At 71.2% G+C, this 13861-nt stretch carries 18 protein-coding genes; 12 read left to right on the forward strand and 6 right to left on the reverse strand.

The window, feature by feature from the left end:
* Positions 1–41: 41 nt before the first annotated feature.
* On the forward strand, positions 42–1004 hold the full coding sequence (locus tag ACIA8L_RS20265; protein ID WP_395906601.1) for a polysaccharide lyase family 1 protein: 963 nt from the start codon (positions 42–44) through the stop codon (positions 1002–1004).
* 11 nt (positions 1005–1015) lie between these two features.
* On the opposite strand, the gene ACIA8L_RS20270 is transcribed toward ACIA8L_RS20265, so the two are convergent.
* Together ACIA8L_RS20270 and ACIA8L_RS20275 are read right to left on the reverse strand one after the other, a co-directional pair.
* Positions 1016–1738 (reverse strand): polysaccharide deacetylase family protein, encoded by a 723-nt coding sequence (locus ACIA8L_RS20270; protein WP_395906603.1) that lies wholly within the window; start codon positions 1736–1738, stop codon positions 1016–1018.
* Entirely contained in the window at positions 1735–2475 is a 741-nt protein-coding gene (locus ACIA8L_RS20275) for a glycosyltransferase (RefSeq protein WP_395906605.1), read from the reverse strand. Before ACIA8L_RS20275 ends, ACIA8L_RS20270 begins: the two co-directional genes overlap by 4 nt.
* A 167-nt stretch (positions 2476–2642) precedes the next feature.
* Between ACIA8L_RS20275 and ACIA8L_RS20280 the strand changes: the two genes are divergently transcribed.
* Together ACIA8L_RS20280 and ACIA8L_RS20285 are read left to right on the forward strand one after the other, a co-directional pair.
* Positions 2643–3422, forward strand: a complete 780-nt coding sequence (locus tag ACIA8L_RS20280) for a hypothetical protein (protein WP_395906607.1) — start codon at positions 2643–2645, stop codon at positions 3420–3422.
* 112 nt (positions 3423–3534) lie between these two features.
* Positions 3535–3792 carry a hypothetical protein gene (locus ACIA8L_RS20285; protein ID WP_395906609.1) on the forward strand — a complete coding sequence of 86 codons (258 nt, stop codon included), beginning with the start codon at positions 3535–3537 and terminating at the stop codon, positions 3790–3792.
* Here the strand turns inward: ACIA8L_RS20285 and ACIA8L_RS20290 are convergent.
* Complete coding sequence (locus tag ACIA8L_RS20290) at positions 3773–3985, reverse strand: hypothetical protein (RefSeq protein WP_395906611.1); 213 nt, start codon at positions 3983–3985, stop codon at positions 3773–3775. The genes ACIA8L_RS20285 and ACIA8L_RS20290 overlap by 20 nt on opposite strands.
* A gap of 75 nt (positions 3986–4060) precedes the next feature.
* Between ACIA8L_RS20290 and ACIA8L_RS20295 the strand changes: the two genes are divergently transcribed.
* The gene (locus ACIA8L_RS20295) at positions 4061–4642 is read left to right on the forward strand and encodes a transposase (RefSeq protein WP_395906612.1); all 582 of its coding nucleotides are present in this window, start codon (positions 4061–4063) and stop codon (positions 4640–4642) included.
* Between the two features lie 215 nt (positions 4643–4857).
* Here ACIA8L_RS20295 and ACIA8L_RS20300 read toward each other — a convergent pair whose 3' ends face one another.
* Positions 4858–5916: a LacI family DNA-binding transcriptional regulator gene (locus tag ACIA8L_RS20300; RefSeq protein ID WP_395906614.1), complete on the reverse strand. Its 1059-nt coding sequence runs from the start codon at positions 5914–5916 to the stop codon at positions 4858–4860.
* Between the two features lie 141 nt (positions 5917–6057).
* Here ACIA8L_RS20300 and ACIA8L_RS20305 point away from each other — a divergent pair, with 141 nt between their 5' ends.
* The 7 genes from ACIA8L_RS20305 to ACIA8L_RS20335 are packed head-to-tail and all read left to right on the forward strand — an operon-like array spanning position 6058 to position 12314.
* Positions 6058–6936, forward strand: a complete 879-nt coding sequence (locus ACIA8L_RS20305; RefSeq protein WP_395906616.1) for a carbohydrate ABC transporter permease — start codon at positions 6058–6060, stop codon at positions 6934–6936.
* Complete coding sequence (locus tag ACIA8L_RS20310; RefSeq protein ID WP_395906618.1) at positions 6933–7778, forward strand: carbohydrate ABC transporter permease; 846 nt, start codon at positions 6933–6935, stop codon at positions 7776–7778. Before ACIA8L_RS20305 ends, ACIA8L_RS20310 begins: the two co-directional genes overlap by 4 nt.
* 22 nt (positions 7779–7800) lie before the next feature.
* A complete protein-coding gene (locus ACIA8L_RS20315; RefSeq protein ID WP_395906620.1) occupies positions 7801–9141 on the forward strand; it encodes an ABC transporter substrate-binding protein in 1341 nt (446 codons plus the stop codon).
* Between the two features lie 12 nt (positions 9142–9153).
* Positions 9154–11163 carry a beta-galactosidase gene (locus ACIA8L_RS20320; protein WP_395906622.1) on the forward strand — a complete coding sequence of 670 codons (2010 nt, stop codon included), beginning with the start codon at positions 9154–9156 and terminating at the stop codon, positions 11161–11163.
* The gene (locus ACIA8L_RS20325) at positions 11160–11477 is read left to right on the forward strand and encodes a DeoR family transcriptional regulator (RefSeq protein WP_395906624.1); all 318 of its coding nucleotides are present in this window, start codon (positions 11160–11162) and stop codon (positions 11475–11477) included. Before ACIA8L_RS20320 ends, ACIA8L_RS20325 begins: the two co-directional genes overlap by 4 nt.
* Positions 11478–11505: 28 nt before the next feature.
* Complete coding sequence (locus ACIA8L_RS20330; RefSeq protein WP_395906626.1) at positions 11506–11832, forward strand: hypothetical protein; 327 nt, start codon at positions 11506–11508, stop codon at positions 11830–11832.
* A gap of 20 nt (positions 11833–11852) precedes the next feature.
* Positions 11853–12314: a hypothetical protein gene (locus ACIA8L_RS20335; RefSeq protein WP_395906627.1), complete on the forward strand. Its 462-nt coding sequence runs from the start codon at positions 11853–11855 to the stop codon at positions 12312–12314.
* A 15-nt stretch (positions 12315–12329) separates the two neighbouring features.
* Here ACIA8L_RS20335 and ACIA8L_RS20340 read toward each other — a convergent pair whose 3' ends face one another.
* On the reverse strand, positions 12330–12794 hold the full coding sequence (locus ACIA8L_RS20340; protein WP_395906629.1) for a hypothetical protein: 465 nt from the start codon (positions 12792–12794) through the stop codon (positions 12330–12332).
* A gap of 22 nt (positions 12795–12816) precedes the next feature.
* The gene (locus ACIA8L_RS20345) at positions 12817–13194 is read right to left on the reverse strand and encodes a DUF5997 family protein (RefSeq protein ID WP_395906631.1); all 378 of its coding nucleotides are present in this window, start codon (positions 13192–13194) and stop codon (positions 12817–12819) included.
* 31 nt (positions 13195–13225) lie between these two features.
* Here ACIA8L_RS20345 and ACIA8L_RS20350 point away from each other — a divergent pair, with 31 nt between their 5' ends.
* Positions 13226–13858 carry a LysR family transcriptional regulator substrate-binding protein gene (locus ACIA8L_RS20350; protein ID WP_395906633.1) on the forward strand — a complete coding sequence of 211 codons (633 nt, stop codon included), beginning with the start codon at positions 13226–13228 and terminating at the stop codon, positions 13856–13858.
* The last annotated feature ends 3 nt before the right edge of the window (positions 13859–13861 follow it).

Raw genomic sequence — 13861 nt, forward strand, 5'->3', positions numbered from 1 at the left:
GGCCTTTCCTCAACCCTGCCAGGTATCCGAGGAGCATCGCCATGCGAGGTGGACGCGTCGCCGTTCTGGGGGTCATCGCCGCCGTCGTCGCAGTACCCATGCAGCAGTCCAATGCTTTTGCCGCCGAAGCGGCACCGACCGGGTTCGCGGCCGTCAACGCGCTCGGGCAGAACGGCACGACCGGGGGTGCCGGGGGACGGGTCGTCACCGTGAGCACCACCGATGGGCTCCTCGACGCCATCGACAGCCTGGAGACGCTGGTCATCCAGGTGCAAGGGCGGATCGCCATCACCAGCAAGCAAGGGGTGCGGCCCAACAAGACCATCATCGGGCTCGGGTCGACGGCCGAGATCACCGGGGGCGGGTTCGACTTCTACCGGTCGTACAACGTGATCGTGCGCAACCTGCGGTTCACCGCGGCCGAGGACGACTCGGTCAACATCGGGCAGCAGTCGCATCACATCTGGATCGACCACAACACGTTCGCGGGCGCGCAGGACGGCTCCGTCGACATCGTACGCGGGGCCGACTTCGTGACGGTGTCGTGGAACCACTTCGACCACACCGACAAGACGATGCTGATCAGCCACTCCGACGGGGCGGCCGGCACCGACGTCGGGCACCTGCGGGTCAGCATCCACCACAACTTCTTCGACCACAGCCGCCAGCGCCACCCGCGGGTGCGCTTCGCCGACCCGGTGCACGTCTACAACAACTACTTCCTCGGCAACGAGCTGTATGCGGTCGCCTCCACGGAGAACGCGGGGGTACTCGTCGAAGGCAACTACTTCGAGGACGTGCCCTACACCATCTACTCCACCGGCGGCTACGCGGACAGCGGCCCGGGCCGGGCGGTCCAGCGCAACAACGTGTTCGTCCGCTCCGGCGTCCCGCAGACCGGCGGCACCGTCATCGAGCCGAGCACCTTCTACGCGTACACCCTGGACAGCCCGGCCACCCTCCCATCCGCGCTCCGCACCGGCACCGGCTCCGGCCGGCTGTAGCAAGCAACCGCTCAGGCCGTCTGTGCGTAGGCCGGCACCCCGAGCAGCTCGTCCACGGTGACGAACCGGTAACCATCGGCGAGCAGGCCCTCGACCGTCAGGCGCACGGCCGCGACCGTCTCCGCGCGGTTGCCGCCGTGGCCGTCGAAGCCGTCGTGGAAGATCAGGATGGTCCCGGGGCGGGTCTTGGCGATCGCGCTGCGGGCCATCCGCGCGCCGGAGATCTGGAACACCTCGAGGGAGTGGCAGAACTCGCCGGCCACCGGGCTCAGCCCGTTGCGGTGCAGCATCCGCAGCAGCGCCGGCTGCCGCCACAGCCACGGCGTGCGGGCCAGCGCCGGGGTGCGGCCGGCGACGCCGGTCAGGACGCGCTGGGTCTGCTCGACCTCGCGTTCGAACGCCCGCGGCCGCAGGTAGGTGCCGAACTTGTGGCTCATCGAGTGGTTGCCGATGATGTGGCCCTCGTCGAGCACGCGCCGCGCGACCTCGGGGTGCCGTTCGACGCAGTCACCGACCTGGAAGAACGTCGCCCGGACGTGGTGAGAAGCCAGAACATCCAAGATCTGGGAGGTGTACGGCTCGTTCGGCCCGTCGTCGAACGTGATGGCGACGACCTTTTCCTCGGTGGGCGCCTGATACGGATAGGCCTTGGAGGTCGGCGAGAACGGGGACATCAGCAGCCAGTACGACACCCCGAGCGCGGCGGCGACGGCCAGCACGGCGAGCACGATCATCGGAAGTCCTCCCGGAACGCCGGTGCCTGACCGAACACGCGCCGGCCGGCGATGCGGTTGACGGTGTAGGTCAGCAGGTAGTGCACGACCAGTGACACGAACACGTTGTACATGAAGCCGCGGGCGAGGCGCCGCCCCGAGGTGTAGGTCGGGTTGGCGTGGTCGTAGACGACCCGGCCCTGCTGCCGCAGCCGGCGCAGCTGGTCGAGCTCGTCGCCGCCCTGGGTGAGGCCGGTGTCGTAGCCCGTCCACGCGTCGCGGCGGAAGGCGATGTTCGTGGCGCTGGCGTAGACGGCCCGGCCGGTGGCCTTGTAGACGGCGTTGACGGCGCCGAAGAGGCCGCGGCCGAAGTGGCGGCCCCAGCGCGGGCCGTCGGCGTAGGCGCACGGCCCGACGACGGCGACGATCCGCTCGTCGGCGCGGAACCCGGCGTCGATCCGGCTGAGCCAGTCCTTCTCGTAGACGGTGTCGGCGTCGGCCGAGACGATGATCTCGCCGCGGGCGGCGAGCGTGCCGGCCTGCCGGGCGTTGCACACGCCGGGTGTCGGCTCGACCACGACCCGCGCACCGAAGTCCCGGGCCACGCCCGCAGTGTCGTCGGTGCAGTTGTTGTCGACGACCACGACCTCGAAGTCGCCCCCGTAGTCCTGTTTTCGCAGTGAGAGCAGAGCATCGGTGAGGTAGCCCTCTTCGTTGTAGCACGGGATGACGATGCTGAAGCGCGGCGTGTCGGTCATGTCGATGAGTCTTGGCCGTGACATCGAAGGAAACGATCCGGAACTCCCCCGAATCCACCCGGGGGCTTTCCCCCTAACGCGACCCTGAGCCGGCCGCCCGAAAGCCGGATTGTGTCGCAACCACGACAGTGCGTATTCCAGGCGGGGGCTGCTCCGTCTGCACACCTATGTACGACGACCGTGGCCGGCCCGAGCTGCGACTGCTCTCCCCCCGGGAGGTCGACCGCGGCCTGGCCCGCATGCGGGTGGCGCTGGAGGCCGGGCGCCCGGACGCCCCGGCGGCGCTCGCGGCCTTCGACGCGGAGCTGCTGACGCTGTTCCACGACCCGCAGCCCGACCTCGTCCGGGACCCGGCCCGCCATGACGTCTGCGCCGGGCACCTGCGCAAGATCCAGGCGCTGCTCGGCCCCGGCTCCCACCGCCGCCGGCGGCTGATCGAGTCGGCGCTGCGCCGCTACGAGTTCGTCATGGTCCTCGGCCCGGATCGGCGGCCGGCGTTCTGGCGGTGGTGCGTGGAGGTGCCGCGGTCGGCGCCGTACGCGTGGCTGCACGCCGCCCTGCCGGACCCGGCGACCTTCGCCCCGAGCACACCCGCGCCGGTCTTCCTCGTCGGCGATCCCGAGCCGGTGCCCGGTCGCGCCCTCGACGCGCACGAGCTCGAAGCGGCCCTCGCGGCGCTGCGCGGCACGGTCGTGCACGGGCTCACCGACCCGCGGGCCGCCGTGGAGGCGCTGCCGGCGGCCATGCTGCGGGTCCTCGGCCACCCGCGACCGGCCGGGCGCGCGGACGGCGTGCGGTGGACCGCCGCCCTCGCCGAGATCCGGGCACTGCTCGAGCTGTGGATCGACCAGCTGCCGGTGCTGGTCATCGAGCCGCGCTGGCCGCAGACGGCCGAGTTCCTCTACGCGCAGCACGCCGCCATCGGCCGGGCGCTGGCCGGGCCGTAACTTTCACCGGGCCGGCCCGGTCACTTCCGGTCCGTCACAGAGCCCGGACGGCTGGATCGCGCTGGGCCGCCCGATCCGCCTGCCGGCCGGCGCGACGTCGTGCGGCGCGAGCATGTACGTGCGGGCCGAGCACTTCGGTCTCGACACGGTCAGGGTCAGCCTCGAGGTGCTCCAGGCGTCGAACTGGACCTACCTGGCGACCCACACCGAACGCCTGCTCGACCCGTACCACGCGGACTTCCGCCTCATCCGCGCGGGCACCTGGGTCCCGACGGAGCGCGACGTCTACATCCGACTCGTCCTAGCCGGCAACACCAGCCTCCCGATCATCAACGGCGACGACCTGACCGTCAGCTGCAGCGTCCCGTGATCCCGGCCCGGCGCCAGCCCCCGCAGCCGCCGCCGTCCTCCTCGTCCGCCTGGACGGGCAGCCCCGGCGCGTAGGACGGGTCGGCCCGCACGGCCGGCGGCGGGTCGGTGGCGATGAACGCACCGGCGCCGAACAGGGCGGCCGCGAGGGCCGCCGTGGCCCCGAGACTGCGCGGCGGCGAAGGGACCGTCAAGAAAACGGCACCTCTCTGACCGCAACTCGCCTCAACAGCACCCACACCGACGAGACCATCACCGCGCTGCGAGCCTTGACCGAGCACCGCGACGACCCGGTCCGCGCCCGGACCCGGACCGTCAACCGGCTTCATGCGCTCCTCGCGCACCTCGTCCCGGCCGGCGTGGCCAGACAGCTCACCGCGGACACCGCTGCCGCGGCGTTGCGCACCGTCCGTCCCCGCGCCGTGCTGGCCCGAACCCTGCGGGCACTCGCTGTCGAGCTCCTTACCGAGCTGCGCCGCCTCGACCGGCGCATCGCCAACGCGACCGACATCGTCGCCGCAGCGGTCGCAGCGTCAGCCACCACCCTCACGGATCTTTACGGCATCGGCGAGCTCCTGGCCGCGAAGATCCTGTCCCGCACCGGCGCCATCGCCCGGTTCCGCTCCCCGGCCGCGTTCGCGTCCTTCGCCGGCGTGGCACCGATCGAAGTGTCTTCCGGCGACGTGAAACGCCACCGGCTGTCCCGCGCCGGCGACCGGCAACTCAACTACGCCCTGCACGTCATGGCCATCACCCAGATCCGCCGCGACACCGCCGGACGCATCTACCACCAGGGCAGACGCACAGCAGGCAAGAGCCACAAGGAAGCGCTGCGTTGCCTGAAACGCTGACTCGCCGACGTCGTCTACCGAACCATGATCAGAGACACGGAAACCTCTCTGTCGCCGACCCCTTGACACAGAGAGGTGCCGTTTTTCGACTCAGTCCCGCGGCGAAGCGGGCGGTGCCGGGCAACCCCATCGGCCTGGACGCGATGGCGGAGATCATGCGGGGGTGCGGGTGGAGGCGGAGCCTTCCCCGCCGCGAGCGGAGCGAGCTAGCAGTACTACCGGTAGGGGGCCGTGCTGCCGCGGGTGATCAGGCGGGTCGGGACGAGGTCGGTGCCGGGGCCGGCCGGCTCGTCGCGGATCTGGGCCAGCAGTGAGGCGACGCAGCGGCGGCCGACCTCGGCGAAGTCCTGGTGGACGGTCGTCAGCGGGGGCAGGTAGGAGGCCGCGTCCGGGATGTCGTCGAAGCCGACGACGCTCACCTCGGCCGGGACGGCTCGGCGGGATTCGTGGAGGGCTCGCAGTACCCCCAGAGCCATTTGATCATTTGCGGCGAACACGGCGGTGCACGACGGGTCGGCGGCCAGTCGGAGCCCGGCCTCGTAGCCGGACCGAGCCGACCAGTCGCCGTGCTCGATCGGCGGGACCGGGCGGCCGGCGGCCAGCAGGACTTCGCGCCAGGCGTTGGCGCGGCGCTCGGCGGCGTAGGACTCGGCCGGGCCGGCGAGGTGGCGGACCGTCGGATGGCCCAGGTCGAGGAGGTGGCGGACGGCCTGGCGGGCGCCGTCGGCCTGGTCGGTGTCGACGACCGGGTAGCGGTCGCCGGCGTCGGAGTCGACGACGACCACGTGCACGCCCGGCGGGAGGGCGACGGTGCTGGCGTCCAGGAGGTGCACCTCGATGATGACCACGACGCCGTCGACGGCCAGCTCGCCCATGCGCGTGAACGCCCCGAGCACGTTGTCCTGTGTCGGTACCCCCACCGGAATGAGCGTGATCGCGTAGCCCTCGGCCGCCGCGTGCGTGGCGATCGCCTCGACGGTGCGGCTGTTGCCGGTCGAGGACAGCCCGAACAGGATCACGCCGATGGTGTTGAACTGCCCGTAGCGCAGGGCCCGGGCCGCGCTGTTGGGCCGGTAGCCGAGCTCGTGCATGGCCGCCAGGACCTGCTGGCGGGTCGACTCGACGACCGCCGAGTGACCGTTGGAGACGCGGGAGACGGTCTGCGAGGAGACGCCGGCCAGGCGCGCGACGTCGGCCATGGACACCCGCTGCTTGCGCCGGCCGCCGGGGACGCCGGAGCCACCGCGGTCGGCCGGGCCCGCCTCCAGATCCACCGCGTCGCTCCTTGACGGTTCATGTTGGGAGTGCCACGATACCGCAACCAATGTTTGCGTAAACATCCCCACAACACCCCACAAAGTGCCAACTGCGGCGCAAGATGTTTACGTAAACAAACCTTCGAAAGGAGCGCGGCCGTGGCGACACGGAAGCGGCGATCTTTGACGGGGTGGCGGTTCGTGGCGCCGTTCATGGCGGTCTTCGCGCTCGTCTTCCTCGCCCCGATCGGCTACTCGATCTACCTGAGCCTGTACCGCACCAAGCTCATCGGCGGCACCGCGTTCGTCGGGATCGACAACTACACCAAGGCGATCGACGACCCGCAGTTCTGGTCGGCGTTCGGCCGGGTCGCGCTGTTCCTCGCCGTCCAGGTGCCGATCATGCTGCTGCTGGCCCTGTTCCTGGCCCTGGCCATCGACAGCGGCCGGCTCTACGGCGCGAGCTTCTTCCGCATCTCGGTCTTCCTGCCCTACGCGGTGCCGGCCGTCGTCGCGACCCTGCTGTGGGGCTTCATCTACGGCAACCGCTTCGGCCTGGTCGCCAACATCAACGAACGGTTCGGGGTCACGCTGCCCGACCCGCTCGCCCCGGACTACATCCTCGCCTCCATCGGCAACGTCGTGACCTGGGAGTTCGTCGGTTACAACATGCTGATCCTGTACTCCGCGCTGCGGGTCGTGAACCCCGCGCTCTACGAGGCCGCGGCCCTGGACGGGGCCGGACAGTTCCGGATCATCCGCGCCATCAAGCTCCCGGCGCTGCGCGGGCCGCTGCTCATCGCCACGATCTTCTCCATCATCGGCAGTTTCCAGCTCTTCTCCGAGCCGAGCATCCTGCGCATCCTGGCCCCCAACTCGATCACGACGTTCTTCACGCCGAACCTGTACGCGTACTACCTGTCCTTCGGCGGGCAGCAGTACAACTACGCGGCCACCGTCGCCATCGTGATGGGCGTCCTGACGATGCTCATCGCCTACGCCGTGCAGCTGCGCGGACTACGCCGGGCGGAGGCATGAGAAGCCGCCGGAGCATCACGCTCACCGTCCTGTCGAGCATCATGCTCATCTACGCGCTGCTGCCCCTGGTGTGGCTGCTCATCAACGCCAGCAAGACGCAGCCGGACCTGCTCAGCACGTTCGGCCTGTGGTTCGGCCACGGCTTCGCGCTCTGGGACAACATCGTCGACACGTTCACCTACCAGGACGGCGTCTTCACCCGCTGGCTGCTCAACACCCTGCTCTACGTGGTCGCCGGGGCCGGCGGCGCGACCCTCCTGGCCGCGCTGGCCGGCTACGGGCTGGCGAAGTTCGACTTCCCCGGCCGGCGGGCGGTGTTCGCGGTCGTCATCGGCGCGGTCGCGGTGCCGGGGACGGCGCTGGCGGTACCCACCTTCCTGATGTTCTCGAAAATGGGCCTCACGAACACGCCGTGGTCGGTCATCATCCCGTCGCTGGTGTCGCCGTTCGGCCTCTATCTCATGTGGACGTTCGCGACCGACGCCGTCCCGGACGAGCTCATTGAGAGCGCCCGGGTCGACGGCGCGGGCGAGTTCCGCACGTTCTTCAAGGTGTCGGCGCCGCTGCTGGCCCCGGGGACCGTCACCGTCCTGCTGTTCAACGTCGTCGCGACCTGGAACAACTACTTCCTGCCCCTGGTCATGCTCAAGAACCCGGACTGGTACCCGCTGACCCTGGGCCTGTCCGCCTGGAACCAGCAGGCCGTCACCGTCGGCGGCGACGTGGTCTTCAACCTCGTCATCACCGGCTCCCTGCTCACCGTCGTCCCGCTGATCGCGGCGTTCCTGCTGCTGCAGCGGTTCTGGCAGTCCGGCCTGAGCGCCGGAAGCGTCAAGGAATGACACCCCCGAAAGGATTGTGCAGATGACTGCCATCAGCCGCCGTTCCCTCCTCTTCGGCGCCGCCTCCGCCGCCGCCCTCGTCCTCGCCGGCTGCGGTGACGACGACGGTGGCGGGGACACCTCCAAGCCCGCCGGCGCGTCCGACGCCGACCTGCAGTCCGCGCTCGACGCCGGCGGCACCCTCACCGTCTGGGCCTGGGAGCCGACCCTCAAGCAGGTCGTCGCCGACTTCCAGACGAAGTACCCGAAGGTCAAGGTCAACCTCAACAACGTCGGCACCGGCGACAAGCAGTACACCGCCCTGCAGAACGCGATGAAGGCCGGCAGCGGCGTGCCCGACCTGGCCCAGGTGGAGTACTACGCCCTGCCCCAGTTCGCCCTGGCCAAGCAGCTCGACGACCTCGGCGGTTACGGCTCTTCCAAGCTCGACGGTACGTTCACGCCCGGGCCGTGGGGCGCCGTGCACTCCGGCGGCACGCTGTACGGCCTGCCGATGGACTCCGGCCCGATGGCGCTGTTCTACAACAAGGAGGTCTTCGACCGGCTGGGCGTCACCGTGCCGACGACCTGGGACGAATACTTCGCGGCGGCCCAGAAACTGCACACCGCCGATCCGAAGGTGTACATCACCAGCGACACCGGTGACGCCGGCTTCACGACCAGCATGATCTGGCAGGCCGGCGGGCGGCCCTACAAGGTGGACGGCACCAACGTCGGCGTCGACTTCGCCGACGCCGGGACGAAGAAGTTCACCGCCCTGTGGCAGAAGCTCATCGACGGCAAGCTCCTCGCCCCGATCAACGGCTGGAGCGACGGCTGGTACAAGGGCCTCGGCGACGGCACGATCGCCACGCTCGTCATCGGCGCGTGGATGCCGGCCAACCTGGAGTCGGGCGTCGCCGCGGCCAAGGGCAAGTGGAAGGTCGCCCCGATGCCGCAGTGGGAGGCCGGCGGCAAGGCCGTCTCCGAGAACGGGGGCAGCTCGCTGGCCATGCCGAAGCTCGGCGGCAACAAGAACCTCGCCTACGCCTTCATGAAGTACGCGACCGTCGACGCGGGCGCGCAGAGCCGGGCCGACAACGGCGCCTTCCCGGCCACCACGGCGCAGCTCAACTCGCCGGCGTTCCGGGACAAGGAGTTCCCGTACTTCGGGGGCCAGAAGGTCAACCAGGTGCTCTCCGACGCCGCCGGGCAGGTCGCGTCCGGCTGGTCGTACCTGCCGTTCCAGGTGTACGCCAACAGCATCTTCAACGACACCGCGGGCAAGGCCTACACGGGCGCGGCGACCCTGCAGGACGGGCTCAAGGCCTGGCAGGACGCGTCCGTGAAGTACGGCTCGGAGCAGGGCTTCACCGTCAAATAAGGAGTCGTCGTCGTGTCGCACCACCCTCGTCACCGATGGCTGCGCTGGCCGTCGGAGCCCGACCGGCCGCGTCTCGCGTTCGGCGCCGACTACAACCCGGAGCAGTGGCCGCGCGAAGTCTGGCGCGACGACGTGCGGGCCATGCGGACCGCCGGGGTGAACATCGTCTCCCTGGCGATCTTCTCCTGGGCCCGCATCCAGCCCCGCGCCGGCGTGTGGGACTTCGACTGGCTCGACGAGGTCATGGAGCTGCTGCACGGCCACGACATCGCGGTCGACCTGGCCACGGCGACGGCGTCCCCGCCGCCGTGGCTCACCGCCGCCCACCCCGAGATCCTGCCCGTCGACCGGGACGGGCACACCCGCTGGCCGGGCGCCCGCCAGCACTGGCGGCCGACGTCGCCGGTGTTCCGGGAGCACGCCCTGGCCCTGGTGCGCGCCCTCGCCGAGCGCTACGGCGCCCACCCGGCGATGGCCGCCTGGCACATCAACAACGAGCTCGGCTGCCACAACGCCTACGACTACTCCGACGACGCCGCCCGCGCGTTCCGGCTGTGGCTGCGGCAGCGGTACGGCACCGTCGACGGCCTCAACGACGCCTGGGCGACGACGTTCTGGTCCCAGCGGTTCAGCGACTGGGAGCAGGTCCTCCCGCCGCGGCTGGCCGCACCCGGCTCGTTTCCCAACCCGACGCAGCAGCTGGACTTCAAGCGCTTCTCCTCCGACGCGCTGCGCGAGCACCTGCGGGCCGAGCGCGACCTGCTGCGGGCCCTCACGCCCGACCTCCCGGTGACGACGAACTTCCTGCTCATGGGCGACGGCAACACCGTCAACTACCCGGAGTGGGCGGCCGAGCTCGACTTCGTCGCCAACGACCACTACCGCCTGCCCGGGCCGCAGGGCCGCGACGAGCTGTCGTTCTCGGCCAACCTGATAGGCAACATCGCCGGTGGGCTTCCGTGGTACCTCATGGAGCACTCGACCAGTGCCGTCAACTGGCAGCCGGTGAACAAGGCCAAGCTCCCCGGCGAACTGGCCCGGGACTCGCTCACGCACGTGGCCCACGGCGCCGACGCGGTCTGCTTCTTCCAGTGGCGGCAGTCGGCCGGCGGGGCCGAGAAGTACCACTCGGCGATGATCCCGCACGCCGGCGAGGACAGCGCCGTGTTCCGGTCCGTCACCGAGCTCGGCGCGACCCTGCGTGACCTGGCCGCCGTGGCCGGGACACCGCGGGAGCCGGCCCGGGCCGCGATCCTGTTCGACTGGGACTCGTGGTGGGCGGCCGAGCAGGACTCCCACCCCAGCGACCGGCTGCGCTACCGGCAGGAGGCCCTTGACTGGTACACGGCCTTCCTGGAGCTGGGCCTGCGCGCCGACGTCGTGCCGGCCGGCGGCGCCTGGGAACGCTATGAGCTCGTCGTCGCGCCCGTGCTGTACGTGATGCCGGCGGCGTTGTCGCAGCGGCTGCACGCGTACGTCGGCGCGGGCGGGCACCTGGTCACCACCTACTTCTCCGGGATCGTCGACGAGCACGAGCACGTGTGGCTGGGCGGCTATCCGGGGGCGCTGCGGGACCTGCTCGGCATCCGCATCGAGGAGTTCGCGCCGCTGCACGACGACGAGACGGCCGAGCTCGACGACGGCTCGACCGGCACCCTGTGGACCGACCGGATCGACGTCGTGGACCCGGCGGTGGAGGTCCTCGCCCGCTACAAGACCGGCGAGATGGCGGGCCGCGCGGCCATCACCCGCCGGGCGCCCGGCCCCGGCTCGGCCAGCTACGTGTCGACCCGGCTCGGCCCGGCCGGCCTGATCCCGCTGCTGGCCGGCCTGGCCGCCCGGGCCGGGGTCACCAGCGAGCTGCCGGCGGCGCTGCGCGGCCAGGTCGAGCTGGCGGTGCGCGGCCCGCACCGGTTCCTGATCAACCGCACCGACCGCGAGGTCGACGTCTCCGCGGTCGCCGGCCCGGGCTCGGCGCTGGCGCCGCGGGCGGTGCTGGTCGTCCCGCAAGCCCGGTCATGACCCTGTCGACGCAGCGTCACCAGGCGATCCTCGACCTCGTGGCCGAGCGCGAGTACGCCACCATCGGCGAGATCCAGGCGGCCACCGGCGCCTCGGCCTCGACCGTGCACCGCGACCTGGCCCACCTGGCCGGGCGCGGCGCACTGGCCCGGATCCGCGGCGGCGTGACCCGCGCCGCGGATCCGGCCCAGGAGGTCACCGAACTGCACCGCCGCCTGGCCCGGCTGCCCCAGGTGCTGCAGACCGGCGACCTGGCCACCGTCCACCGGATGCTCACCCAGGCGCTGCATACCTGCGAGCGCCTGCAGCGCTGATGACGTGCATCCCCTAAGATCGGGCGCGATGTCGCCTCGCATCCTGCAATCCGGACTCGGCGTCGCGGTCGCCATTGCCGGCAACCTCGTCGCCGACATCGCCGTGCTCATCACGCTGCGTGCGCACGGGGGCGGCGGCCTCGGCTGCGGCTCGTCGCTGGACCCCAGCGCCCGCTTCGCGCTGCTGACCGCGCTGATCCTGACCTACGGCATCGCCCAGCTGGTCCTGGGCGGGGCCGCGTTCGGCGTGTCCTACCTGGCCAAGCCCCCACCGGCCTACTGGGCCGCGCTGCGCGCCGGGTGGGCGGTCCTGGCCCTGCTGTCCGTCCTGTCCATGTTCTACCCCAGCTGCTGACGACCGCATATCGTGGTTCGATGGCGACCGATACCCGGCTGCTCGCCCACCTGACCGACGCCGACTCCAGCCCCAGCGGGTCATGGAGCCACTACGCGCTGCACCCGCTCCCGGCCGAGCGCCCACCGACCGGCCGCACCCGCGCCGAATTCGCCTGCCCCGAGTGCGGCACCACCGTCAGCTACTCGATCTCCTCGGCCGCCGGGGCCCGCCGCCGATCCCGGGCGTGGCGGGCGGTGGGCTTCCTGATGATCGCGCTCGTCCCCCTGCTGTTCCTGCCCGCCTACCTGGCCTCCGGCTTCGACCGGGTCGGCTTCGCCGTGCTCGGGGCGCTCATGCTCATCGTCCCCGGCCTGGGCCAGGCCTGGGCCCGTGACCACGCCCGGGACGCCGACGGCCTGCGCCTGCTGCACCCGAACAGCCGCCACAGCCTCCGCCGGGCCGGCGCCACCTCCGACTACGACATGGTCATCGAGGGCTGACCCGCCGCCACCGGCCTACCGCTCGACGGCGACCGCGCCGTCGGTCAGGCGGCGCCATTCCAGGGCGGTCTTCGGGTGGACGTCGGCGAGCTCGATACGGCCCTTCAAGCGCTGCGGGTACTGCTTCGGGCGCACGAACCCGGTGCCGACGATCAGCGCCAGGTTGGCCAGGGCGCCGCCGGCCGCCAAGGGGTACATCAGCTTCACGGTCTCCGCGGGGCCGGTGATCGCGGAGACGATCGCGATGATCACGAGGACCCCGGTCGCGAGGCTGAACGCGGCGCTGACCGGGACGAGCCGGTGGAAGAGGCGCATCCGGCGGGCCTGGGCGGCGGTGAGCGGGACGGCGACCGGCCGGAACCGTACGCCGCCGCGGGCGATCGCGTTGAGCCGGACCGGGGTGGCGCCGGGCGAGCCGTCGATGATCGAGGCGGTCGGCAGCGGGAGATCGTGGGCCCGCAGGTCCCAGGAGATTCGCACGCTGCCATCATCCACACCCCCGTCAATGGGCGGAGCCGCGCTCCTGGAGGCGGCGCTGTTCGCGCTTGACCTCGGCCAGGTTCTCGCGCTCACGGACCAGCCACTCCGGCGGGTCGGCGTTGAGCTCGGCGATCTCGGCGGTGGTCAGGGCCCCGGTCACGCCGCCGCGGGCCAGGCCGCTGTTGGACACGCGGAGCCGGGCCGCGACCACGTTGCGCGGGTGGGGGCCGTCGCGGCGCAGGTCGGCCAGCCACGGTGGCGGGTTGCGCCGCAGCTCGTCGAGCTCGTCGCGGGACACCAGGCGGTCCTGGAACTCCCGCGGGGTGGCCGGCAGATACACGTCGAGCTTCTGCGCGGCGGTTGCGGGCTTCATCACCTGGGTCTGCTTCGGCTTACTCACCCGGACATGCTAGACGGTAAGGTTCTACGCCGTGACATTCCGCCTGCTCGTGGTGCCCGGCATCGTGATCGACCGCTGGCGGCAGACCTGGGCGGAGCGGCGGCCTTCCGTGCCCCTGTCGCTCGTCCAGGTGGCCGCCGCCGACGCTCAGCAACTCCTCGGCACCGACGGTGACGCGGCGCTGCTGCGGCTGCCGGTGGACCGCGACAAGCAGCACGCGATCCCGCTGTACACCGAAACCGCCGTTGTCCTTGCCCATCGTGACCATGTCCTGCACGCGGCCGACGAGCTGACGCTGCAGGAGTTGACCGATCTCGGGGAGCCGCTGCTGCGGCCCCTCGACGACGTGCTGAGCTGGGACTCGCCGCCGTCGTCGGCGCAGCGGCCGCAGACGACGGAGGCGGCCGTCGAGTGGGTCGCGGCCGAGGTCGGGCTGCTGGTCGTGCCGCAGTCACTCGCGCGGCTGTATCACCGCAAGGACGTGCAGTACAAACCGGTCACCGACGGCCCTTCCTCGACGGTCGCCCTCGCCTGGCCGATCGACGGGCACTCGGACCTGGTCGAGGAGATGATCGGGATCGTGCGCGGCCGGACGGCCAACAGCACCCGGGGTAAGGAACCGGCGCGCGGGGGTGCCAGCCGACCCGCGCGCCGGTCCCGGTAACCA

This window comes from Dactylosporangium sp. NPDC051541, from assembly GCF_044454505.1.
In the GTDB taxonomy this organism is placed as follows: Bacteria; Actinomycetota; Actinomycetes; order Mycobacteriales; family Micromonosporaceae; genus Dactylosporangium.

Coding starts and splice junctions, on each gene's coding strand:
- ACIA8L_RS20265 (WP_395906601.1), top strand. CDS start 42: ATGCGAGGTGGACGCGTCGCCGTTCTGGGGGTCATCGCCGCCGTCGTC.
- ACIA8L_RS20280 (WP_395906607.1), top strand. CDS start 2,643: ATGTACGACGACCGTGGCCGGCCCGAGCTGCGACTGCTCTCCCCCCGG.
- ACIA8L_RS20310 (WP_395906618.1), top strand. CDS start 6,933: ATGAGAAGCCGCCGGAGCATCACGCTCACCGTCCTGTCGAGCATCATG.
- ACIA8L_RS20335 (WP_395906627.1), top strand. CDS start 11,853: ATGGCGACCGATACCCGGCTGCTCGCCCACCTGACCGACGCCGACTCC.
- ACIA8L_RS20270 (WP_395906603.1), bottom strand. CDS start 1,738: ATGATCGTGCTCGCCGTGCTGGCCGTCGCCGCCGCGCTCGGGGTGTCG.
- ACIA8L_RS20275 (WP_395906605.1), bottom strand. CDS start 2,475: ATGACCGACACGCCGCGCTTCAGCATCGTCATCCCGTGCTACAACGAA.
- ACIA8L_RS20315 (WP_395906620.1), top strand. CDS start 7,801: ATGACTGCCATCAGCCGCCGTTCCCTCCTCTTCGGCGCCGCCTCCGCC.
- ACIA8L_RS20330 (WP_395906626.1), top strand. CDS start 11,506: ATGTCGCCTCGCATCCTGCAATCCGGACTCGGCGTCGCGGTCGCCATT.
- ACIA8L_RS20325 (WP_395906624.1), top strand. CDS start 11,160: ATGACCCTGTCGACGCAGCGTCACCAGGCGATCCTCGACCTCGTGGCC.
- ACIA8L_RS20285 (WP_395906609.1), top strand. CDS start 3,535: ATGTACGTGCGGGCCGAGCACTTCGGTCTCGACACGGTCAGGGTCAGC.